This is a genomic window from Pseudoalteromonas sp. NS-SX12, from assembly GCF_057367955.1.
The window spans coordinates 1,649,118-1,672,733 of record NZ_CM170634.1 but is presented as its reverse complement, the minus strand read 5'-3'; the positions used below and the strand labels follow the sequence as shown (position 1 = coordinate 1,672,733).

Sequence of the window (23,616 nt, the reverse complement as noted above, 5' to 3'; positions counted from 1 at the left end):
AATAATTTTATGCATAAAGCTGGCTAGGTAACCACGTTACTAAACTTGGATACGCTGCCATTAACGCCAATAAAATCAATTGAATAATAATAAAAGGTATCACGCCTTTGTAAATTTGCGAGGTTAACACCGATTTTGGTGCAACACCGCGTAAATAAAACAGTGCAAAGCCAAAAGGCGGGGTTAAAAACGAGGTTTGTAAATTCACCGCAATCATAATGCCAAGCCAGATTGGATCAGCCCCCATCATTAATAAAATCGGTGCAACAATTGGCACTACGACAAAGGTGATTTCAATAAAATCTAAAATAAAGCCAAGTAAAAACATCACTAGCATCACGACGAGCATGGCACCAAATAAGCCACCGGGCAGTGCTTCAAACATTTCAGCAATCAGTTCTTCGCCGCCAAACCCTCTAAAAACCAGTGAAAACAGCGATGCACCGATTAAAATCATAAACACCATGGCAGTCACTTTGGTGGTGCTTTGCATTACCGCGTTTAAATTTGTAAGGTTAAACTGCTTTTGCCAAACGGCTAAAATAATGGCGCCAAATGCGCCAACACCAGCGGCTTCTGTTGGTGTGGCAATACCAAACAAAATAGAACCTAACACAATAAAAATCAGCATCAGTGGCGGCACAAGCGCTACAAATAGCGACACTTGCTTGCGCTTTTTAATATGCTCGATATCTTCATCCAATAATGCAGGAACTTGTTCTGGTTTAAATACCGCAACAAACACTGAGTACAGAATATAAAGCCCCACCAAAATGATGCCAGGGATCACAGCACCTGCGAATAAATCGCCTACACTGACATTCTCTGGAGTGAAAATTCCCATATTAAGTTGTGCTTGCTGATAGCTACTAGACAACACATCACCCAGTAATACCAATGCGATTGAAGGCGGAATGATCTGCCCAAGCGTGCCCGTTGCAGTAATAATGCCGCAGCTATATTGTTCGCTATAGCCGCGCTTTAACATGGTTGGCAATGCCAATAGCCCCATAGTTACAACGGTTGCACCCACAATACCCGTACTTGCGGCAAGCAACATGCCCACTAAGGTTACCGCAATACCCATGCCCGCTTTGCGTTTACCCATAACCACGGCCATGGCATCCAGTAAGTTTTCAGCAACTTTCGATTTTTCTAGCATTACGCCCATAAAGACGAATAATGGCACAGCAATTAAAGTGCTATTAGTGACTATGCCAAATAAACGATTTGGCAACGCATGTAAAAACGCCCCATCAAAAATACCAAACAGACTGCCTATACCTGCAAAAATAAGCGCTGTTCCCGCTAATGAAAATGCCACTGGAAAACCCATTAAAAGTACAACGCAAACACATATAAAGAGTAAAATTGCCATATATTCCATTACGCATCTCCTTTATTGAAAAGCGCATTTAAGCTCTTACAAATTTCACTCAGGCTTTGTATCAGTAATAAAATACACATTAACGGGATCAAGCTTTTCAATAGGTAAACAAATGGTAGGCCACCAGCTTCTTGCGATTGCTCTTTAATTTGCCAAGACACGGCAACATAATCGAAACTTACAAACAGAATAAAAATAGCAACAGGCCACAATAACACTAAGTGGCCTACTAAATTAACAAAGGCTTTTTTCGCTTTTGAAAAGCGGCGATAAAATACATCAACACGCACATGCTCATCGTGTTTTAACGCGTAGCTACAACCCAACATAAATAAATAAGCATGAAGATAAAGCACGCTTTCTTGCATGGCTATCCAACCAAGGCTAAAGCCATAGCGCAATAGCACGATTAAAAACATAATCAGCACCATCGCAAAACTAAACCATGCCACCGTTTGCCCTATTCGCTCTATAAAAGCATCAAGAAGGTTGGCGATTTTAATAAAATGTGATGAAGAGGAATTAGAGTTGACTGCACTCATTGTTAATTATTGTTATCATTTTAAAAGGAAAAATGTAACACCTAATTAACAAGGAGAAAAGTCCAACCTGTTGCACATCAAAGGCTGGACATTAGAAAAATGAGGTGTATTTGTTACTTACTGATCAAATTTAGAACCACCTAAACACTTAGGTGAATTAGGAATATCAGCATTTTGCCACTGCGATTGCGTATAAGTATGAATTGCTAACGCATGAATATGATTCGCCAATTCATCAGCAAGGACCTCGTTGATCATACGATGACACTGGAGTAAACGCTTACCTTCAAAATCGTTACTAACAACAATCACTTTGAAATGTGATTCTGTGCCACGACTATGCATATGACTTTCATTAATCACTTCTAAATGTTCACAAGAAAACGCGTTTTTTAGCTTTGATTCTATTTGCTCTAACATCGACATAATTAATTCTCATTAAAAATTTTTGCCTATTATATGCCACAAACAGTGCGAAACGTCAGATTTATTCGACCATCATTAACACGCTTTTGTACCGGTAATGAATGTTGATAATCGCGCTGACTGTCTCCTGTCATCAACAAACAACTGCCATTACTGAGAATTAGATCCGTCACATGCTTTGAAGTGTTTTCGCGTATTTTAAACTTGCGTGAGCTACCTAGGGAAATCGATGCTATGGTTGGGTAAAACCCCAGTTCTGGCTCATCATCCGCATGCCATCCCATTTTATCTTCGCCATTGCGATACCAGTTAAGCAGCGCAGCATTAAACTGTGTGCCAAACCAATTATTAAGGCTATTTTTTAAATTAAGTACGCTGGCATGCCAAGGCTCGGGCAAAAACAGTTGATTAGAGTAGCGGTAGCCAGTCCCCGCATCGCCCATATAGATTTGTTTACGCGGAATAGTATGTTGTTTGTTAAAAATGGTCAGCGTTGGTTGCTGCCACTCTAAAGCCAGTAATTGTTGATACAAGGAAAGCGCTTTTTGCTCTGCAATAAAGTGTTCAAAATAGTAAAAGTCTGGCGCGACACATTGCGCCTTATTTATTCGCTCAATGCTGTTAGAAACATTCCAAGCCATGATAAACTACTGCACCTTTAAAAATAAATTTACAACACCGTTATGTCGCAAACATCATCAGACTCACAGCTAAATGAAATTGCTCAATTAGGTGAGAACACATTTACCCTATCACGCTTTCCGCTCAAACAAAAAAACGCGAGCTTACAAGCATGGGACGCGGCTGATGAATATTTAGTAAATTATATTGAACAGCAGCAGTTAGTAGAAAACAGTAGCAAAGTACTTATCATTAACGACGGCTTTGGCGCACTGGCCTGTGCATTTAACCATGCGTTTATCTACCATCTGAATGATTCGTTTGTGGCAGAACAGGCTGCACATTACAACCTTGAGCAAAATCAGCTCACTGGTGAAAACACAGTGTTTTTAAAAAGCTTAGATGCTCTACCAAACGATCTTGACTTAGTCCTTATTAAAGTACCGAAAAACGCGGGTTACTTAACTTTTTTACTTAGTCAATTGAGTAAAGTTTTACGCCAAGACACCCCGATTATTGCTGCTGGTAAAGTAAAAGACATTCACTCGTCTACGATTCAGTTATTTGAACGTTTTTCAGGGCCAACCGCAACCTCATTAGCGGTTAAAAAAGCCCGTTTAATCTTGAGCAAGCAACACAATAAAGCTCAAGAGAGTAAGTTTCCAATCACTTGGCCTCTTGAAAAAACGCAGTTTACCATCACAAATCACGCCAACGTGTTTAGTCGTGATTCGTTAGATATTGGTGCACGCTTTTTTATCAATTACTTACCACAAGGAAGTAAAAAGCAGCGCATCATCGATTTAGGCTGTGGCAATGGTGTCATTGGTTTAACCACTCTTGAACGCTGCCCCAACGCGCTTGTTACTTTTGTTGACGAGTCAGCAATGGCTGTTGCGTCAGCTAAGCACAATGTCACAACAAATCTGCCAGAACAGTTAGAAAACTGCACTTTTTTACACAATGACTGTCTCACAGGCGTAGAAAGTAATAGTGCCGATTTGATTTTATGCAACCCGCCATTTCACCAACAACAAGCCGTTACGGACCATATTGCATGGCAAATGTTTGTTGATAGTTTCCGCTGTTTACGTGACGGTGGCGAATTGCGTATTGTTGGCAACCGCCATTTAAATTACCATGAAAAGCTAAAACGCCTATTTGGTGGCTACAAGCTATTAGGCTCAAATAAGAAATTTGTCGTTTTAAGCGCTAAAAAGAGAGCATTATAATTATGAATGCAAAATATAAAGTTACCGTTTTGGCCCTCACTTTGGGCTTTCTTGCTGGATGCAGCACACCGTCACAGAAGTTTATATTCAGCCCTAACTATACTCAAACACACCAAAAAATGGTGCAGCAAGATGTGAGTTTATCAGTCAATGACCGCCGTGCGAGCTTTACCACAGTTACCATTAAAAATAGCGATGGTAACCAAACGCTTGCCGATAAATACCTTGCCGAGTCAATTACGCCAGCAATTGAACAAGCATTAGCCCAAGTGGGTGCAAACAATAGCGGTATGGGTAAGGCGCTCGATGTTAATATTCAGCGATTAGATACCACGATTAAACAGCAATTACACAAGCACACCACAATTACTAATGCTGAGCTTGAAGTAGTGATTGAAACCACAGAGCACCGTTTTGCAAAGCGCTATAAAGGCAATAAGCAAAGTGAAGCGCCACTTGGCTTTGATAAAGCAAAAGTAGAACAGCAAGTTAATCGTTTAATTGAAGAAATGATCACACGTATTGTGACAGACCCAGAATTTGTTAACGCGGTTAATCGCTAGGAGTAACATATTATGAAGTATTTAATCTCATTACTCGTACTACTAACGAGCTTTTCAAGCGCTGCTAATCTGATTAAAAAAGGCGAGTTTGTACAAAAAGATAACGCCTTCCCTTTGGTTAAATTGACCACCACCATGGGTGATATCACCGTTGAATTAGACCGTCGTAAAGCGCCTATTACGGTAAATAACTTTTTAGGTTACGTAGTTGATGGTGGCTACGAAGATACCGTTTTTCACCGCGTTGAACACGATGCAGAGCAAGAGCGTGACTTTGTAATTCAAGGTGGCGGTTACGATAAAGATTACGACGGCGCATACATGGGGCCTGCAATTCCAAACGAAAGTGGCAATGGTTTAAAAAACGATATGTACACTATCGCAATGGCCTATCAAGACCGCAAACCACATTCAGCCACACGTCAGTTCTTTTTCAATATGAACGACAATGACCATTTAAACCCTGGTCGTGAATGGGGCTTTGCTGTATTTGGCTATGTTACCGAAGGCTCAGAAACACTCGATAAAATAATGCGTGTTGAAACCGGCTGCCACGACAAACTGGGTTGGTGCTTTGTACCAAAGAAACCTGTCGTGATTTTAAAAGCACAAGTGCTTGATCCTATACAATAAACACAACGCTCAATAATAAGAATAATAGGTAAAGTAAAACAACTATGGTTACTGTTTCAGAGTATCTTGGCTATTTTAAAGATCGCCGCTTAATCAATGTATTTGCATTTGGCATCGCGAGCGGTTTTCCCTGGATACTGATTGGTTCAGTAATGTCAGCGTGGCTGAAAGACGAAGGCTTATCACGTTCAATGATAGGCCTTTTTGGCATCGTCTTTGTGTGCTACAGCGTTAATTTCTTATGGTCGCCTTTAGTTGATCGCGTAAAGTTACCCCTACTTCACAAATTACTGGGACAACGTCGCAGTTGGATTTTGCTAAGCCAAGTATTTATCTTGCTGGCAACCTTATGGCTAAGCCAAGTTGATATTCAAAACCAATTGCAAACCGTAGCACTGTGTTGTTTTGTTATCGCGCTTGCTGGGGCTACCCAAGATATCGCTATCGATGCCTTTCGTATTGATACTCTCAACGAGCACGAGACCCATAAAACAACGGCCGCCGCGACGATGGCGACGTCAGGTTGGTGGACAGGCTATGCGTTATTAGGCGCTGTACCTTTTTACATGGCTGATCTACCCAACTGGCAATGGACGCATGTTTACTTTGTGTTGGCACTGATAATGTTGGCCCTGATGCTAGGTGTGTTTTTTGCGAAAGAGCCCGATTCAAATCGCGAATATGTTCATAAAGCGCTTGAAGCTGAGTTTATTCAAACTGATGCATCATTTTTAAAACGCATTGGCGCTTGGCTTTGGGTGACAATTGCCGAACCATTTAAAGCTTTCTTTAATCGTAACGGTGTAAAAACGGCACTCGCGCTGTTGGCCTTTATATTTCTGTTTAAAATTGGTGAAGCCTTTTTAGGAAGAATGTCGATTGTCTTTTACAAAGAAATTGGTTTTAGTAATTCACAAATTGCCACCTACTCTAAACTTGGTACCGGCTTAATTACCATTGTATTTGCCTTTCTCGGCAGCTTATTTAATTCACGCTACGGTATTGTAAAAGGCTTATTTATTAGCGGTATTGCAATGGCAGCTTCTAACTTAATGTTTTCAGTTATCGCTTTGGTAGGACCAAAAGAGAGCCTATACGCCATGGCCATTTTGGTAGATGGCTTTACTCAAGCATGGTCTTTAGTCGCCATGGTGGCATTTATCTCAATGTTATGTGACCGCGCATTTAGTGCTACACATTATGCGTTACTTGCATCGCTAGGAAATTTGGGAAGAACGTTTTTATCAGGGTCGTCAGGGTATTTAATTGACTACTTAAATGGGAATTGGGCGCTGTTTTTCTTACTTACAGCACTAATGGTAATACCGTCTTTAATTTTCTTATTTTTAATTAGAAAGCGCCTAATGGCATTGGAAGCAAGCTTTCATAGCAAGCAGTAGTGCATCCATGCATCATTAAATTACTTAAAATAAAGTGAATGTTTATTCACTTTTTAATAGCGTTAAGCCTTCAATTGGATCTATTTCAAGCGCTTGGCAGTAACGAATAAATTCAACAACATCTAAACGACGTTCTTGGTTTTCAATTTTGCCAACAAATGAATGCGGTGTTCCAAGCACCTGTGCAAGGCTGCGCATAGTGTGGCCTTTCTCTTGGCGTTTTACTTTAAGCCATTGTGTTAAACGCGAATTTTCTTCCGACGCAACTGTTTTCCCCATCATAATTACTTCTCCTATTGATGATTGGAAATGCTCTATTCTATCAACCCACTTAAACCACACTGAGAATATTGGTAAGAATACACAATACCTAGCATAAAATTTTAGTTAGCACATTCTACCTACTTTGAGTAAATGCCCTACAAATTTTGCGGTTAATCTACAAATTATAGCGACCAAATGCAGGAATTAGATTGATCCAGTATAAGTAATTATTAAAAGCGCATAAAAATTTAGTACTAATATTTTCGTCTATCGGTCAAAGTGACTAGCTAAAATATAGTCAATATTTTCAATTGTGGCAGATTTCCGCGTTTTGCTATAACCTAATAAAACAATAAATAAGTATTCATCTTTATGATTAGATTGTTTTTTTTACTGCCAGTTTTACTGTGCTTTGCGTGGTTTTACTTTCTTAAGGTAAACAACATCCCATTAAAACAAGGGAAGAAAGGATTTTTTTATATTCTCGGTGTTAGCTGCGTTATTTTGGCGTTTTTTACCCTAATGCTGCACCTGACGAAAACAAACTAACATAAAAAAAGAGCACCAATTGATGCTCTTTTTATTTTAAACTTAAGCTAGCTTGCCAGTTTGTGCTCTACAATCTCGGCATCTTGATATTGCATCGGCTTTTTCCTAAGTGCTAATAAACACGGTGTCAGTACTAAGGTAAGCACTGTTGCAAAGGCAAGGCCTCCGGCCACAGCCGTTGCTAATTGCACCCACCATTGCGTTGACGGCGCACCAAACGCTATTTCGCGGTTAAATAAGTCGATATTAATTTGCAGTACCATAGGCATTAAGCCCAGTATCGTGGTAACGGTTGTTAACAGCACAGGTCTTAGGCGCTGAGCACCGGTTCGCAAAATCGCCTCGTGTTGGTCCATACCTTGTCTGCGAAGAACATTATAGGTATCAATCAATACAATATTATTGTTAACCACTATTCCTGCTAATGAAATAACACCGATGCCCGACATCACAATGCCAAATGGCTGTTGCAAGATAATCAAGCCTAAGAATACACCCACCGTTGAAAACAGCACTGCACTTAAGATCAGCATTGCTTGATAGAAACTATTAAATTGGGTAACTAAGATAATACCCATCACAAAAAGTGCCACTAAGAAGGCTTTTTCTAAGAACACCATAGATTCATCTTGCTCTTCATTTTCACCACGCACTTTTAGTTTCACGCGAGGATCTAGCCCTTGCGCTTCAAGTTGCGCTTGTAGACGCGGTAGCGCCTTACCTAGTTGTTGACCTACTTTAACATCAGCATTCACCGTAACTACTCGATGGCTATCAACACGATTAATGGTATCTACTTTTTGTACCGCTTTACGCTCAATAAAATGCGTAATTGGCACTTGGCCATGCTGGGTTTTTACTCTTAACGTCTCTAATCGGCCTAAATCACGTTTATCTGCTGGAAAACGGACACGAATATCAATTTCATCATCGACATCATCAGGGCGATATTCACCTAATTTCAAACCGTTAGTTACCATTTGCACGTTGGCGCCAAGCATGGTTGCGTCTGCACCGAAACGCGCGGCATCTGCACGGTTTAGTTTGAGTTGCCATTCAATACCTGGCTTTGAGGCGGAATCGTCCACATTAACAAAAGCGCCGTCGTTTTCTATCGCGTTGCGAATACGGCGAGCTTCTTCATTTAATACATTTGGGAACTTAGAACTGAGTTCAATTGATAAATCTTTGCCGCCGCCGGGACCATTTTCATCTTTGCGGATTTCAATTTCCACACCAGCCATATCTGAAGTGTTGCCAAGCACTTCTTCAATAATTAGATCTGCCGGGCGTCGTTTATCCCAGTCTTTTAAGTTCATACGCAGTGATCCGACGATATCTTTGCCACCGGAGCGAGAATACAGAGTTTTTATGCCCTCAACCGTTAAGATACGCGCTTCAATATCTTTCATGATTTGGTCTTTTTCATAAATCGACAAATCACCGTAACTGCGCACCTTTAAGTTAATGCCATTCGGCTCTACATCAGGAAAGAACTCAACGCCAAGTCCTGACATGCCATAACCAATAAACACTAAAACAGAAAAACCAATAGCGGCAAACAAGCTTAGTAAAGGACGCTTAATCGCACGGTCAAGTAAACGAACATAACGCCCTGTTGCGCCTTTTAATTGCGTTAAGTTACCTTCTTCCGCTACCAATAGATTTTGCTTTTGCTCATCTGTCAGCGGGCGAACTTTACCAATTAAACTACCAATTGTTGGCACAAATACCAGCGCCATTACTAATGACGCAGAGAGTGTGGCAATTAAGGTAATCGGTAAATACTTCATAAATTCACCCATCATGCCCGGCCAAAAAATCAGTGGTGCAAAAGCCGCTAAAGTAGTGGCTGTTGATGCAATAATCGGCCATGCCATGCGCTTAGCAGCAACCGCATAGGCTTTTTTACGCGGCATGCCTTCACTCATCATACGGTCGGCAAATTCACTTACAACAATGGCGCCATCTACCAACATACCTACCGCCATAATCAAGGCAAACAGTACAACAATGTTGACCGTTAAACCGAATATCGCAATCACTAAAATACCGGTGAGGAATGAGCCTGGAATGGCCACTCCCACTAAAAACGCTGAGCGCGTGCCTAAGATCGCGATAATCACAATAACGACTAAAAGCACGGCAGAAAGCACATTATTTTGTAAGTCAGACAGCATGTCTTTTACGTCTTTACTCATATCACCGGTATAAGTGACCTTGATATGATTTGGCCAAATTGCTTTGCTTTCTTCCACTTTGGCTTTGACTTGATCAACCGTATCAATAATGTTTTCACCAGCACGCTTTTTAACTTCGAGCGATACCGCTTGTTGGCCATTTATGCGAGCAATCGAATTTGGATCTTTATAAGAGCGTCTAATTTGCGCTACATCCATAAAGCGTACAACTTTATCACCCGATACTTTTACTGGTTGTTCCATAACATCTTGAATAGTTTCAAAAACAGATGGAATTTTTACCGCAAAACGGCCTTTACCCGTATCCAGTGTGCCCGCTGCAACTAAGCGGTTATTATTGGTGAGTAAGCTATAGATATCACTTTGGTCAAGACCATACGACTCCATTAAAAGTGGGTCGACAACAATCTCAACCATATCTTCGCGCTCGCCGCCGATTTCGACCTCTAACACACTTGAGATTGATTCCAACTCATCTTTTAGATTACGTGCAAGCGTTAATAAGCCGCGTTCAGGAATATCGCCCGATAGCGTTAAAGTAATTGTTGGTTGCTGATCTTCCATCAATACTTCGTGTACTTCTGGCTCTTCGGTTTCCGACGGCAGCTTTGCTTTTGCGAGCGACACCTTGTCGCGCACATCAGCAAGCGCTTCTTTTGGATCAGAGCCTGCAAAAAACTCAAGCGTAACGGATGCGTGACCTTCACTAGCAACCGCCGTCATTTCCTTTACCCCTTCGATAGCGCGCAGTTCAATTTCCATTGGACGCACTAACAAACGCTCAGCATCTTCTGGCGAAATGCCATCATGTACTATCGATACATAAATAAATGGAATGGTGACATCGGGATTCGCTTCTTTTGGAATATTTTGGTAAGTCACCCAGCCCGAAATAATCAATAAAATGAATATTGATAAAACGGTACGAGTGCGACTGAGTGAAGCATCAATTAATGTGCGCATTGTGCAGCCCTCTACTCTTGCTCATTGGCAAACACAGGTTCAACCGTATCGCCAATTCGCACAAAACCTTGACCTAGAGTAATCACATTTGCGCTTTCGCCAAGTCCGGCCATCCACACGCCAGAAGCTTCTGACTTCACAACATCAATAGGCGAAAACACCACGCGGTTATTGTTATCAACCGTTTTAACACCAATATTGCCGTCTTCATCAAGCGCCATAAATGCTGGGCTTAAATGAATCGCGTTGACTTCATCATAAGTAATATCAAGCTGGGTAGAAAAGCCCGCACGATACTGCATATTTGGGTTATCAAATGCCGCTTCAATTTTAAATGTGTTAGTGCCCTCATCAGCAACGGAAGCGATATAACGAATTTTTCCGCTGTAGGTTTTGTTGTTAATAAATAAACCCGATACACTTTGTCCTACATTTAATCCCATCACTTCTTTTTGCGTTACATCGGCGCGTACTACAAGCGGGTTTAAATCAGCCAACTCTAAAATTGGGTCGCCACGTCCTAAGTAATCACCTAACTCAACAAGGCGTTGATTAATTACACCTGAAAACGGTGCTTTAATTTCTGTTCGTTTAAGTGATAGTTCAAGATTTGCCAGACTCGCTTTAGCCTGCTCTAAACTTGCCTTTGCACGCGCTAACGCAGATTGGTCATTAAGGCCTTTTTGCTTTAGCTTGAGTGCTCCTTGGTACTCTACTTCGCTTTGTTCAAGCAATGCTTTTGCTGCGGTAATTTGTGAATCTAAATCGGACTTATCAAGTTTAAGAATAACCGTACCTTGCTCAACAAACTGACCCTCTTTAACAAGAATCTCTATTACTTCACCTTCTTGACGAGCGGCTACACGGGCAACCTTATTTGGTTCGGTGCGACCATAAAGTTGCAATGAGCGGTTAATTGGCTTGGCATGCAAGGTTTCTACTTTAACTCTAGCGATACGCTGCTGGGATTCTGAGGTGCTTTGCTCATTGGCATTTGAGCCACCTGACATCATCCATAAGATAATAAAAACAGTAATAAAAATAGCGATGATATAAGGCTTTTCGTTTAGCTGAGTGCGTAGCTTGTTAATTAGGTGCATTCCTGTCTCCGGAACTGATGTGGCAGATATTTCCTTATTTGATGATAATACTTCTCAACAATATATGTAAGTTAAAAAATGTAACACTCTGCACTCGAGCGTGTTGTTCTTTGTGGTCTAAATTCTGTTCAAGTCCAAAGCTGTTTGATCGCGGCATTGCTTTGTAAGCCTAGTGGGCTTGGTCAATAAGCAACAACAAAACTCCATCCAATTCAGGCACAAAAAATGCCACATAAAGTGGCATTTTAAATTTTGCTATTTGTCTATTTAGTTAAACACTAAATGATGCGCCACAACCACAGGTTGTTGTTGCATTTGGGTTGTTTACAAAGAAACGTGAACCCTCTAGACCTTCGGTATAGTCTACTTCGCCATCAACTAGGTACTGAAGACTCATTGGGTCAACTACTAGAGTTACACCGCTTTTCTCGATTTCTAAATCGCCAGGATTGGTTTTCTCATCAAATGTAAAACCATATTGGAAACCTGAACACCCACCGCCCGTTACGTAAACACGTAATTTTAATGCTGGGTTTTCTTCTTCCTCGATAAGCTGCTTTACTTTATTTGCAGCATTTTCGCTAAATTTAATTGGTAGTTGATCAGACATACTTCGACCCATTTATATGAATGGCCGAATTATCTAATACCTGACCAATTTAATCAAGTTTAGCGCTATTCCCTTTGGTGATATTAAAGTAACGAAGTATCTAACGCATTTATTGCTTTAGATCATTACTCGCTATACAAATTAACTTATTTTTTATTGCTATTATGCTGTTATAATTACGTCATAATTAACCCTCTGAATTACCGATAACAATCGCATGACATTTAGCCAAAAAGTAACCGATAATTTGGCGGCCTTACGAAGGGTCGTTGCTCGTCCAAAATCGAGTATTCAATTAGCGTTACTAGGTGTGCTAGCGGGCTTAGTTGCCGCCATGTTGATTATTATGTTTCGCTTAGTGGTATTAATTGGCCAAAGCGGCTTTGTCAGCGAATACGATAACTTCACTCAACTTCCTGAAACTGAGAGATTAATACTACCTATTCTTGCCGCGGTATTTATTGCTACTTTTGCTTACCTAACAGGTTTTAAGCATTATCGCCTCGGTATTCCCTACGTTATTCACCGCATTAAACAAAACTATGGCCAAATGCCTATATGGAATGCCGTAAACCAATTTGTTGGCGGGGCAATTGCGCTTATTAGCGGCTTTTCAGTGGGACGAGAAGGCCCATCAGTACACATGGGGGCAGCGGGTGCCAGTGTCATTGCCAGTTATTTGCATTTGCCTTTTAATGCCATGCGTACGTTAACGGGATGCGGTGTAGCTGCGGGTATTTCGGCATCATTTAACACCCCGCTCGCAGCGGTTATTTTTGTAATGGAAGTGGTACTGAGAGAGTACAAAGTGCATATTTTCGTACCAGTGATTCTGGCATCGGTAACAGGTGCTATCACCACCCAATTTGTTTTTGGCTCCGATTCAGAACTGGCGCTAATTCAAGTGGTATCAATACCACCTTGGCATTACCCTTATCTAGTGGTCTGTGGCATTGTGCTCGGTGCGGTTGCTTACGGCTTTAACAAAAACCTGATGTTGATAATTCGCACCTTTAAATCGGTAAATATGTTTCCTCGCCTTATTTTGGCAGGCATTATTACTGGTGCAATTGGTTACTTAGTACCACAAGCCATGGGTTCAGGTATGAGCGCCATAGATATTGCAGTGAGTTCCCCCGAGCAGGTTCAGTTACTGACCACCATTTTAATCGCTAAATTATTAGCAACCTTATTTGCCTTAGGATTAGGTATTCCTGGCGGGATCATTGGCCCAGTTATTGGACTTGGCGTTATTTTAGGCTCATTAATGAGCTACTTTGCTGCGTTTATTAGCCCTGAAGTAAACATTACAGGCACTTACGCAGTACTTGGTATGGCTGGCTTGCTTGCAGCAACGCTCAATGCGCCACTCGCAGCTCTAATGACAGTAATGGAACTAACCGCTAGCCACAGTATTATTGTGCCAGCTATGTTAGTAATTGTATCTGCGTATTTAACCGCACTCCAAGGCTTTGGCAACCGTTCCATTTTCTTACAACAACTGGACTTTCAAGGGCTTAAATATCAGGTTTCCCCTGCCGTAGAAGCACTGCAAAAAGTCGGGGTTATTGAGGAAATGAGCGATAAATTCAACTTACTTTACAGCGATGATAAATCGCTTATCGCTGAGTCTCTTGATGCAGCAGACGCGCAAACCCCACTAATTGTTTTTGATGATGAAAACGGCTATCGCCTTGCTGAATACGACTTAAACCTTACCGCTGAAGAAAGTGTGTCAATCCGCTATATCGAAATGCAAGGTGTTACCAGCCAAGCCACCCTTGGTGATGCATTTGAGATTTTACGCGACAATCGTTCAGGGGTTATTTACGTATATGATCAACTCAAAGACAATGATATTTTAGGCATTATCCGCTGGGATGACATTCGCCAAATTTTAATGATCCGCAACGCATTGCTTTAGGATATAACAATAATGAACACCCTATTACTGATAAAAGCGCTTCACATCTTTTTTATGGTTGCTTGGTTTGCAGGCATTTTTTACCTACCCCGTTTATTTGTTTATCACGCACTTACCGAAGAGCGCAGTAACAGTGCCATGCTAAAAATCATGGAGCGCCGTTTACTCTTTTTTGTTACACCGTTTGCTATTTTAACGGGCGTTTTTGGTATCACTTTAATTGTAATGTATGGCCGAGAGTGGTTCCGCGCCAGCATGTGGCTACATTACAAATTAGTGCTGGTCATTTTGCTTTATATTTACCACGGCTACTGCTTTAAACTACTGGCCGATTTTAAGCACGATAGAAACCAACGAAGCGATAAGTTTTATCGCATATTCAATGAATTACCTGTTTTAGTACTGCTTGCGATTGTTATCTTAGCGGTAATGAAGCCAACTTTATAAAAAATCTGCTATATTAGCGCCCGAAAATAACTGTTCAGGATCTTTATCATGTCAAACTTTGTTGGCCAGCATGTTCTGTCTGTAAATGAGTTAAACCGCGATGCGATTGAAACCATTTTTAATGTTGCAAAGAAAATGGAGCCGTATGCAAAGAAGCAAAAACGCACCAAAGTACTTGAAGGTGCTATTCTTGCAAACTTATTTTTCGAACCAAGCACCCGTACCCGCGTAAGCTTTGGTACCGCGTTTAACTTGCTTGGCGGCCTTGTGCGTGAAACAACCGGCATGCAAACCTCGGCGCTTGCTAAAGGTGAATCTCTGTATGATACCGCTCGTGTAATTTCATCATACGCAGATGCCGTTGCGATGCGTCACCCAGAAGCACACTCGGTTGCCGAATTTGCTAATGGTTCAACGGTACCAGTACTTAATGGTGGTGACGGTCCAAACGAACACCCAACACAAGCGCTACTTGACCTACTAACAATTGATAAAGAACTTGCGCGCTTTGACCGCAATATTGACGGTATGCACATTGCCCTTGTCGGTGATTTAAAATACGGCCGTACAGTACATTCACTATCAAAACTACTGTGCCATTATAAAGACGTAAAATTTTCACTTGTCGCGCCCGATGGCTTGCAAATGCCTGACTACATTGTTGATACCGTAACTAATGCAGGTCACCAAGTCGAAATCGTCAACCAAATGGAAGGTAATCTTGCAGCCGATATCGTGTATCAAACACGCATTCAAGAAGAGCGTTTCCCATCGCAAGAAGAAGCAAATAAGTATCGTGGAGGCTTCCGTATTAGCCAAGCAATTTACGATGCCCACTGCAAACCAAACTCTGTACTAATGCACCCACTACCGCGCGACAGCCGTGGTGATGCAAATGAGCTTGATAACGACTTAAACAGTAATGATAACCTAGCGATTTTCCGCCAAGTACAAAATGGTGTACTGGTGCGTATGGCGCTATTTGCATTAACGCTAGGTGTTGACGGTCTCGTCGACAAATATGAAACCGAAGTGCCATGGTTCAGCCGTAAACAAAATACCTAATCTTATTTGGAACAAATTATGACAATTAGCCAAGACTTATTTGATAGAGCACAGGCGTCTATCCCAGGTGGTGTAAACTCACCGGTTCGTGCATTTAACGGTGTTGGTGGCACACCGCGCTTTATTACTAAAGCCGAAGGCGCATTTACTTATGACGCCGACAATAACAAGTACATTGACTATGTTGGCTCTTGGGGCCCTATGATTTTAGGTCACAACCACAGTGCGATTAAACAGGCTGTACTTGACGCTGTTGAGAACGGTTTAAGCTACGGCGCACCAACAGAAACTGAAATTTTAATGGCCGAGAAAGTAAAAGCGCTTGTGCCATCAATTGAAAAAGTACGCATGGTGAGCTCAGGTACTGAAGCAACTATGAGTGCAATTCGTCTGGCACGTGGTTTTACCGGCAAAGATAAAATCTTAAAGTTTGAAGGCTGTTACCACGGTCACGCTGATTCACTACTGGTAAAAGCGGGGTCTGGCGCTCTGACTATGGGCGTGCCAAATTCACCGGGTATTCCTGAAGATTTTGCTAAGCACACACTGACTGTATCGTTTAACAAACTCGATGAAGTAAAAGAAATTTTCGCTAAATTTGGTGATGATATCGCGTGTATTATCGTAGAGCCAGTGGCGGGTAATATGAACTGTATTCCACCAGTTGCTGGCTTCTTAGAAGGTTTACGCGCAGTGTGTGACGAATACAAATCAGTACTGATTTTTGATGAAGTAATGACTGGATTCCGCGTTGCAAAAGGCGGTGCACAGGCGTATTACAATATCACACCCGATCTAACCTGTTTAGGTAAGGTGATCGGCGGCGGTATGCCGGTAGGTGCATTTGGTGGTAAAACTGAAATCATGGATTACATCGCACCAGTAGGTCCGGTTTATCAAGCAGGTACGCTTTCAGGTAACCCAATTGCCATGGCCGCAGGCTTAAAAGCCCTTGAGTTACTGGATGTTGATGGTCTTCATGACGAACTTGAAGCGAAAAGTAAGCGTATTTGTGAAGGCTTTAAAGCTGCTGCTGAAAAAGCAGGTATTGAACTTACCACAAACTACGCTGGCGGCATGTATGGTTTCTTCTTTACATCTGAAGAAACAGTAACTACTTACCAGCAAGCAACAGAATGTGATTTAGAGCGCTTTAAAAAGTTCTTCCACTTAATGCTTGATGAAGGTGTTTATCTTGCGCCAAGTGCATTTGAGGCTGGCTTTGTTTCAACTGCACACGGTGACGCTGAAATTGAAGCAACCATTGCAGCTGCCGAGCGCGCTTTCGCTAAGCTTTAAGCAAATAAGTTAGATTTAATTTATAAAACCACGCACTTGCGTGGTTTTTTTTGAACGAAAAAAGGCAAAAACTCGTTCTTCTTATAAACTTGTACCACTGTATCACTTAACAGGATCAGAGTTTATGCCAAAGCCCAATGCCTTTATTCTTCCCGCCGTTACCTTAATGGCAAAGCTAAATTACTCTAAAAAGATCATCGTCGTGGTATGTGTGTTACTAATTCCCTTAGCAATCAGCTTAATTTTTTTAAACGTGCAGCTTAACCATCAAATTACACAGCACCAACGGGAACTCTCAGGACTAAAAAATTACAAGCCTTTACTACAAGCGGTTGTCGACAACAACTTAAATCAGGTTGCCGCCAATGACTTTAATGTTTCAGCTAGTAATGCGTTAGACTCTCTCAATAAAATATCGATAAAAAGCCAACTAGCAACCGATAACGATTTGGCGAGCAATTATTTAAATCGCGCCATAGTGGATGATTTTCCGCTGCTCGTTGCCAATTTTTATGCGGTAAAAGAGGCCACAGACACAGTAATAAATAGCGGCAGTTTTACACCTGATACTTTTATTCAGCTATCTAATCAAAATAAAGCGCTACCGAGTTCAGTCAATAACCTTGAAAACAAATTAATGGTTGCGATGACGCATCATAAACCAACAAAAACCGCGCTACAAAGCCTCGTTCTTGATACCAAAAGCGCCTTGCTAAATTATCAAAGAACCATTAAACAGCTAGTGCTCGACCCCGATTCAATCGCTTTATCACGCACGCAGTTTTCTCAGCTAAATAATAAAACAATCGAAAGCTTAGAACGCTTTACAGACACCTTGCTGCCACACCTAACTCAAAAAGTACGCCAACAAATGGCAAACGCTCAGTTTATTCGTAACAGCGTGCTAATTGCATCAATTCTGTTTACGGTAATCGCGCTTTACTTGGTGACTGGTTTTTATTTTGCTGTGATACGCACGCTATCGCGTTTATCTAACACCGTAAACGAAGCAGCCAATGGCTCACTCAATATCAAAGTAAACCTTGAAAGTGACGACGAGTTAGCCGCTATCGGCCATCAAATTAATTTTATGTTAAAGCAGTTTGCTGAGCTTGTAGAACAATCTCAACACGCCGCACTTGAACTTAATCAAGCAACTTCCCTGCTTGCAGATGCAAGTGACGCAAGCCGCCAAGATGCAATACAACAAGAGCAAAAAATTGCTGAAATTTCGAGTCAACTAAGTGAAATGAGCAGCTCAGCACAAGCGGTTGAGCAACAAGCAACCGATGCGCAAACCTTAGCAAAAGAAGCCAGTACACACGTACAACAAGGCAGTCAAAATACTCTTAATTTAAGCCAACATATGGCTGAACTACAGCTTGATTTTAAACAGAGCCAAGCTGCGCTCAATAAGCTTGCAGAAGACACACAAAACATTAGTAACGTAAGTGTCGCCATCAGTGAAATTGCCGACCAAACTAACTTACTTGCACTCAATGCCGCAATTGAAGCTGCGCGTGCAGGAGAACAAGGTAGAGGGTTTGCTGTGGTAGCTGATGAAGTAAGAACACTAGCAGCACGCACTCAACAACAAACGCAAGAAATTCACACCATTGTCAGCACTTTGCAGGTGGCTGCAAAAGATACTCAACAGAAAATGCAAAACAGTGTAGATAAAATGGAGCAAGGCGTTGAACAAGCCAATCAAACTCGGGATATTTTGGCTAACGCAGAACACGATATGCAATCAATTGACCGCTCTGGCGCTGCAATTATGGAGCAAGCCAGTTTACAAACCAGTAGCACATTAAATGTTGTTGCGCACAGCGATGAAATTAGCCAGCTTGCACAACACAGTTTAAGCTCTGCGCAAAGCACCGCTTCTGAAGCAAATCATATTCTGCAAATCGCCAACAAGCTGAAACAGTCTCTTGGCCAATTTAAGCTGTAAGCTTATTGTTCGAACATCACGATACGCGCTAGTGACAGCGCGGTCGTGAATTAAATAACTCTGCTGGTATTGGCAATTTAAGCACAGTGCCACATCCTGGTGGAGCTTGTCTGCCCGTTTCTGTATTAACAAATGCCCATTTAATTGACGGTGGCCTAGGTGTTGCGATTGACTCCGGATTAAGCTGACGCAAATAACGAATATAAAGCTCTAAAGCACCAACGCTACCAGTTAATTTAGTCGGTTTATTATCATCACGACCAACCCACGTAACGGTTACCGTATTTTGGTCAAAACCGGCAAACCAGCTATCACGCAAGTTGTTGGTTGAGCCCGTTTTACCCGCTAACTGAATGGTTGGGAAATGTAATTTTAAGCGTTTCGCGGTGCCTTCACGTGTTACCTTTTGCATTGCGTATTTAGTCATATAACTAGTCGCAGGTGAAAAGCGCCTTTCAGGCGTACTGTGATGCTGATAAATAAGTTCGCCCACAGCATTAGTAATTGCCGCCACTGACGTTAACTTGCGATAATCGCCATCAAACGCAATGGTTGAATACATTTGCGCAACATCAATCGGCGCGAGTTCTTGTGCCCCTAACAGTAGTGACGGGTACTGATTAATTGACTCATCGACCCCTAATCGCTTAATTGACTCAGTTACAGCAGGTAAACCTAAATCTAGTCCAACCGCTACAGCAGGCATATTAATACTTTTACTAAAAGCTTGGTAAAGCGGCATTTTGCCTCGGAATTTCTGGTCGAAATTAGACGGTGACCAAGTGTGTCCAGCTTCATCGCTAATCTCCATTGGCTCGTCATCAACTAAGCTACCTAAGGTGTATTTACCCGATTCAAATGCTGTCATGTAAATGGCTGGCTTAACCAATGAGCCGATATTACGTTTGGTATCGAGCGCTCGGTTAAAACCATTAAAGTCGCTATCGCGAGCGCCTACTAAGGCAGACACACCGCCGTATTTTACATTAACCGACAACATTGCCGCCTCAAGCTTAGAAGTCGATTTTAAACGCTCTAAATATGGCAACCCAGTTTCAAACGACTTTTCCATCGCCGCTTGTTTTTGTAAATCGAAATAAGTAAATACGCGTACACCTGCGTCAATTGTATCTTTTGAATTTAAAATTGTTTTCAGCTCGCGGCGAACTAAGTCCATATAGCCCGGGTGCTGATTAATATCAAAGCGTGATAGAGGTTCTATTTTGATATCACGTGCTAACGCCAGTTTATAGCTCTTAGTCGAAATTAACCCATTCTCAACCATTAAGCGTAGCACCAAGTCGCGTCTTTCCATCGTGCGCTCTTTAAAACGCCTTGGATTATAGAAACTTGGCCCCTTAACCATAGCCACTAATAGCGCAACTTGGTCGTATTCAATTTCATTCAGTGGTTTACCAAAATAAAACTCACTGGCTAAACCAAAGCCGTGTACACCTTGCGAGCGTGACTGACCTAAATACACTTCGTTTAAGTACGCTTCTAAAATTTCGTCTTTGCTGTATCTAAAATCTAAAATCAGCGCAATTAATGCTTCATTGATTTTGCGTGTTAGGGTGCGATCTCGGGTTAAATAAAAGTTTTTCGCTAACTGCTGAGTTAAAGTACTGCCCCCTTGCACTGTGCGACCTGCGCGAATATTTGCCACCAAGGCACGTACAATAGACCAAACTGATACCCCATGGTGCTCGTAAAAATTGCGGTCTTCTACCAACAGCAAGGTATCTTGTACCACTTGCGGAATATGACTAAGTGGCACAAACTCGCGATCTTGCTTGCTTTCGTTGGCAAGGCGTGCCAACTGTAATGGCTCTAAGCGCGCCATTGATAAATTTGCCCCTTGCTCATCTTTAATTGCAGCAAGCTTTTTCGGGCCAAACACTAAATCGAACCCAACTTGCTGTTCTGCCCCATCATAAAATTCAAAAGCACGGCGATAAATACGAATAGTATTGCCTTTAATAACGTATTGACCGGTATTATTGATGCGATTAACTTCAGAATAATTAAGGCGTTGGAGTTCCCACACAACTTCATCTTTTGATAAATATTGGCCGGGATAGAAGGTCATTGCGCGGGCATAAATTTGCGCTGGTAACTGCCACTTATTACCCTCAAATTTATGGCTAATTTTGCTATCTAAGTAGATTAAATAAAGTGCGAGTGCAACCAGCAAACCAGCACCTAGCTTTAACGCGAGTATTGAAAAGCGTTTTAATTTGCTCGGTTTAGTTTTAGCTTGAGTGGCTTTTTTAGCGCGCGGCTTACGCGTTGTAGATGTCTTTTTCGTTGCCGATTTTGGCGTTTTCTTTTTATCTGTCATTGCACTTAGAATTGAGAAAAATCCTGTTTATCATACCGATTTTTGTATCGCATTTCATTGCCAATACCTATTAAAACCCCCATTATAATTGCCTGATGTTGTTGTTTGTATTTTAAATCAGCACGGCTGAGTATTGTTCTCATAAAAAAGCACCATATCGCAACGTCATATTTTCACTAAATCTAATAATTTTAAGACCAGAAGGTTCGCTATGAAATACGCAAAATTAGGAAGTTCAAACATTGATGTTTCACGTATTTGTTTAGGCACCATGACCTGGGGTGTGCAAAACAATCAACTTGATGCCAATCAACAAATTGAGTTAGCTGCCGAGCACGGTATCAACTTTATGGATACAGCCGAAATGTACGCTGTACCACCAACCCCCGAAACCTACGGTAAAACAGAAGAAATTATTGGTAACTACTTTGCCAAAAATAAACAAAAGCGCGATAACTGGGTAGTTGCAACAAAGATAGCAGGCAATGGCCTGCCTTGGATCAGAAATGCTTCAGACATCACTGGACAAGCGGTAATCAATGCGGTTGATGCGTCATTAAAACGCCTACAAATCGACACCATTGATGTTTATCAACTGCATTGGCCTAACCGCACTTCTCCGCATTTTGCAAAACATAGACCGAACCAAATTAGTTTTACAAATGTTGATACTAAAGCCCATCAAGCGCAAATGTTAGATATTTTACAAGGGCTAGATCACTGTATTAAAGCAGGTAAGATTCGCCACTATGGCCTTTCAGATGATACGACCTGGGGTATTCATACGTTTATTGAATTAGCCAAAGAGCATAACTTGCCTCGCCCAGTGTCTATTCAAAATGAATTCAATTTACTGCACGCTAAAGATTGGCCTTATTTAATAGAGCACTGTGTACATGAAGAAATTGCCTATTTACCTTGGTCGCCGCTAGCAACCGGAATGTTAAGTGGAAAATATCTAAACGATGCCAGACCACAAGGTAGTCGCTGGACATTAATGCAGCGCAATGGGTTATTTAGAAATACCGAAACTGCACAGCAGGCGGTTGCTGAATATTGTCAGCTTGCGGCGAAATTAAGGATCACACCAAGCCAACTTGCACTGGCATGGTGCGATAAAGTTGATGGTGTAACTTCAACCATTATTGGTGCAACCACGCAGCAGCAGCTAGCCGAAAACATTGCCGCATTTGAACTTAACCTACCAGATGACTTTATGGCGCAAGTAGATGCTATTTGGCGTAAATATCCACTGCCGTATTAGCGCGGAAAGTTAACATACTACCGCTTAAATAATGTGTGTACTAACTGCTTTAAGTTAATCGGCATAATCACAAATAAGGCAATACCCGATGCAAAATGCGGGTTTGCCTTACAATAAAATGCAATTTCTCGTTTTTCGCTGTTAAAAAACGCCTTTAAATCATCGTCACTGTAAGCACTACTACGTCCTGTTTCCACTAAACAGCGGGTATCTGTCACTGAGCTAACAAAACCAGCCTTATTAAATGCGTCAAACAAATCGCGTTTATGATACAAAAACTGCGGGCTTGGATACGTGATTGCAACGCGCTTACTAATAGCGCGATACATCGCAGGGCTTAACATGGTATCGGCATAGTAAATATATTGCCAAGGATGCATTAGCCAATACTTAAACGCTTGTTGAATAGAAAACGATAAAGTATGACCACCTTGTCGAAATTCAGGATAAAAGCCAGCGGATGCTCTTAACAGCACTTTTTTGTTTGCACGCTCAAACGTAAGTAAACAATAACCAACAATGTTTCCATCAGCAAAATAAAGCCTTAAAACACGTTTAAACGCCGCGCTACAATTGAAGTATTTTTCAAAATATTCGTCACTGGAAATGCCGTTAAAACAGGCAGTAAAAATATCTTTGAGCGCTGAAATATGTGATGTATCTAACCAATTATTTGGCCAACTAAAATCTTGTGTCTGTTGAATTGTACCCACATAACCACCCTAAATAGAGCTATAACTCTAAACAGAATATCAGAGCCTGTTTATCTAAATCCATAATAAACTAAACAAATTTGATGATTCTCGCGTACAATCACTATCAATTGAAATC

20 protein-coding genes are annotated in these 23,616 nt (G+C 41.5%); 10 read left to right on the top strand and 10 right to left on the bottom strand.

Features of this window, described 5'->3' with window-relative positions:
• Nucleotides 1–7: 7 nt before the first annotated feature.
• The 4 genes from AC2IOM_RS07805 to AC2IOM_RS07790 form a co-directional block, all read right to left on the bottom strand.
• Nucleotides 8–1,387, bottom strand: coding sequence for a TRAP transporter large permease (locus tag AC2IOM_RS07805; RefSeq protein ID WP_486358036.1), 1,380 nt, complete (start codon nt 1,385–1,387; stop codon nt 8–10).
• Nucleotides 1,387–1,839, bottom strand: coding sequence for a TRAP transporter small permease subunit (locus AC2IOM_RS07800; RefSeq protein WP_486358035.1), 453 nt, complete (start codon nt 1,837–1,839; stop codon nt 1,387–1,389). Before AC2IOM_RS07800 ends, AC2IOM_RS07805 begins: the two co-directional genes overlap by 1 nt.
• A gap of 207 nt (nt 1,840–2,046) precedes the next feature.
• The gene (locus AC2IOM_RS07795; protein ID WP_010561788.1) at nt 2,047–2,355 is read right to left on the bottom strand and encodes a BolA family protein; all 309 of its coding nucleotides are present in this window, start codon (nt 2,353–2,355) and stop codon (nt 2,047–2,049) included.
• A gap of 29 nt (nt 2,356–2,384) precedes the next feature.
• The gene (locus AC2IOM_RS07790) at nt 2,385–2,996 is read right to left on the bottom strand and encodes an alpha-ketoglutarate-dependent dioxygenase AlkB family protein (RefSeq protein ID WP_138630400.1); all 612 of its coding nucleotides are present in this window, start codon (nt 2,994–2,996) and stop codon (nt 2,385–2,387) included.
• Between the two features lie 42 nt (nt 2,997–3,038).
• Here AC2IOM_RS07790 and AC2IOM_RS07785 point away from each other — a divergent pair, with 42 nt between their 5' ends.
• The 4 genes from AC2IOM_RS07785 to AC2IOM_RS07770 are packed head-to-tail and all read left to right on the top strand — an operon-like array spanning nt 3,039 to nt 6,804.
• Nucleotides 3,039–4,208 carry a methyltransferase gene (locus AC2IOM_RS07785; RefSeq protein WP_486358034.1) on the top strand — a complete coding sequence of 390 codons (1,170 nt, stop codon included), beginning with the start codon at nt 3,039–3,041 and terminating at the stop codon, nt 4,206–4,208.
• Between the two features lie 2 nt (nt 4,209–4,210).
• Complete coding sequence (locus AC2IOM_RS07780; protein WP_100913928.1) at nt 4,211–4,771, top strand: YajG family lipoprotein; 561 nt, start codon at nt 4,211–4,213, stop codon at nt 4,769–4,771.
• A 12-nt stretch (nt 4,772–4,783) separates the two neighbouring features.
• Complete coding sequence (locus AC2IOM_RS07775) at nt 4,784–5,404, top strand: peptidylprolyl isomerase (protein ID WP_486358033.1); 621 nt, start codon at nt 4,784–4,786, stop codon at nt 5,402–5,404.
• A gap of 44 nt (nt 5,405–5,448) precedes the next feature.
• Nucleotides 5,449–6,804: an AmpG family muropeptide MFS transporter gene (locus tag AC2IOM_RS07770; protein WP_486358032.1), complete on the top strand. Its 1,356-nt coding sequence runs from the start codon at nt 5,449–5,451 to the stop codon at nt 6,802–6,804.
• A gap of 42 nt (nt 6,805–6,846) precedes the next feature.
• Here the strand turns inward: AC2IOM_RS07770 and AC2IOM_RS07765 are convergent, their stop codons facing one another.
• From AC2IOM_RS07765 to erpA, 4 genes are all read right to left on the bottom strand, one after another.
• The gene (locus AC2IOM_RS07765) at nt 6,847–7,086 is read right to left on the bottom strand and encodes a helix-turn-helix domain-containing protein (RefSeq protein WP_010561794.1); all 240 of its coding nucleotides are present in this window, start codon (nt 7,084–7,086) and stop codon (nt 6,847–6,849) included.
• A gap of 578 nt (nt 7,087–7,664) precedes the next feature.
• Nucleotides 7,665–10,781: an efflux RND transporter permease subunit gene (locus tag AC2IOM_RS07760; protein ID WP_486358031.1), complete on the bottom strand. Its 3,117-nt coding sequence runs from the start codon at nt 10,779–10,781 to the stop codon at nt 7,665–7,667.
• A gap of 11 nt (nt 10,782–10,792) precedes the next feature.
• Nucleotides 10,793–11,881 carry an efflux RND transporter periplasmic adaptor subunit gene (locus AC2IOM_RS07755; protein ID WP_486358030.1) on the bottom strand — a complete coding sequence of 363 codons (1,089 nt, stop codon included), beginning with the start codon at nt 11,879–11,881 and terminating at the stop codon, nt 10,793–10,795.
• 271 nt (nt 11,882–12,152) lie between these two features.
• Nucleotides 12,153–12,491, bottom strand: a complete 339-nt coding sequence (gene erpA / locus AC2IOM_RS07750; RefSeq protein ID WP_010561797.1) for an iron-sulfur cluster insertion protein ErpA — start codon at nt 12,489–12,491, stop codon at nt 12,153–12,155.
• Nucleotides 12,492–12,708: 217 nt separating this feature from the next.
• Between erpA and AC2IOM_RS07745 the strand changes: the two genes are divergently transcribed.
• The 5 genes from AC2IOM_RS07745 (at nt 12,709) to AC2IOM_RS07725 (ending at nt 19,180) form a co-directional block, all read left to right on the top strand.
• On the top strand, nt 12,709–14,415 hold the full coding sequence (locus AC2IOM_RS07745) for a chloride channel protein (RefSeq protein WP_010561798.1): 1,707 nt from the start codon (nt 12,709–12,711) through the stop codon (nt 14,413–14,415).
• 12 nt (nt 14,416–14,427) lie between these two features.
• Nucleotides 14,428–14,862, top strand: coding sequence for a CopD family protein (locus AC2IOM_RS07740; RefSeq protein ID WP_486358029.1), 435 nt, complete (start codon nt 14,428–14,430; stop codon nt 14,860–14,862).
• A gap of 48 nt (nt 14,863–14,910) precedes the next feature.
• Nucleotides 14,911–15,927, top strand: a complete 1,017-nt coding sequence (locus AC2IOM_RS07735) for an aspartate carbamoyltransferase (RefSeq protein WP_010561800.1) — start codon at nt 14,911–14,913, stop codon at nt 15,925–15,927.
• An 18-nt stretch (nt 15,928–15,945) separates the two neighbouring features.
• Nucleotides 15,946–17,226 carry a glutamate-1-semialdehyde 2,1-aminomutase gene (gene hemL / locus AC2IOM_RS07730; RefSeq protein ID WP_394228189.1) on the top strand — a complete coding sequence of 427 codons (1,281 nt, stop codon included), beginning with the start codon at nt 15,946–15,948 and terminating at the stop codon, nt 17,224–17,226.
• A 124-nt stretch (nt 17,227–17,350) separates the two neighbouring features.
• On the top strand, nt 17,351–19,180 hold the full coding sequence (locus AC2IOM_RS07725; protein ID WP_486358028.1) for a methyl-accepting chemotaxis protein: 1,830 nt from the start codon (nt 17,351–17,353) through the stop codon (nt 19,178–19,180).
• 28 nt (nt 19,181–19,208) lie between these two features.
• Here the strand turns inward: AC2IOM_RS07725 and mrcB are convergent, their stop codons facing one another.
• A complete protein-coding gene (gene mrcB, locus AC2IOM_RS07720; protein ID WP_486358027.1) occupies nt 19,209–21,521 on the bottom strand; it encodes a penicillin-binding protein 1B in 2,313 nt (770 codons plus the stop codon).
• Between the two features lie 211 nt (nt 21,522–21,732).
• On the opposite strand from mrcB, the gene AC2IOM_RS07715 reads away from it, so the two are divergent.
• The gene (locus AC2IOM_RS07715) at nt 21,733–22,785 is read left to right on the top strand and encodes an aldo/keto reductase (RefSeq protein WP_486358026.1); all 1,053 of its coding nucleotides are present in this window, start codon (nt 21,733–21,735) and stop codon (nt 22,783–22,785) included.
• Between the two features lie 17 nt (nt 22,786–22,802).
• Here AC2IOM_RS07715 and AC2IOM_RS07710 read toward each other — a convergent pair whose 3' ends face one another.
• Nucleotides 22,803–23,498: a hypothetical protein gene (locus tag AC2IOM_RS07710; protein ID WP_486358025.1), complete on the bottom strand. Its 696-nt coding sequence runs from the start codon at nt 23,496–23,498 to the stop codon at nt 22,803–22,805.
• Nucleotides 23,499–23,616 lie beyond the last annotated feature (118 nt).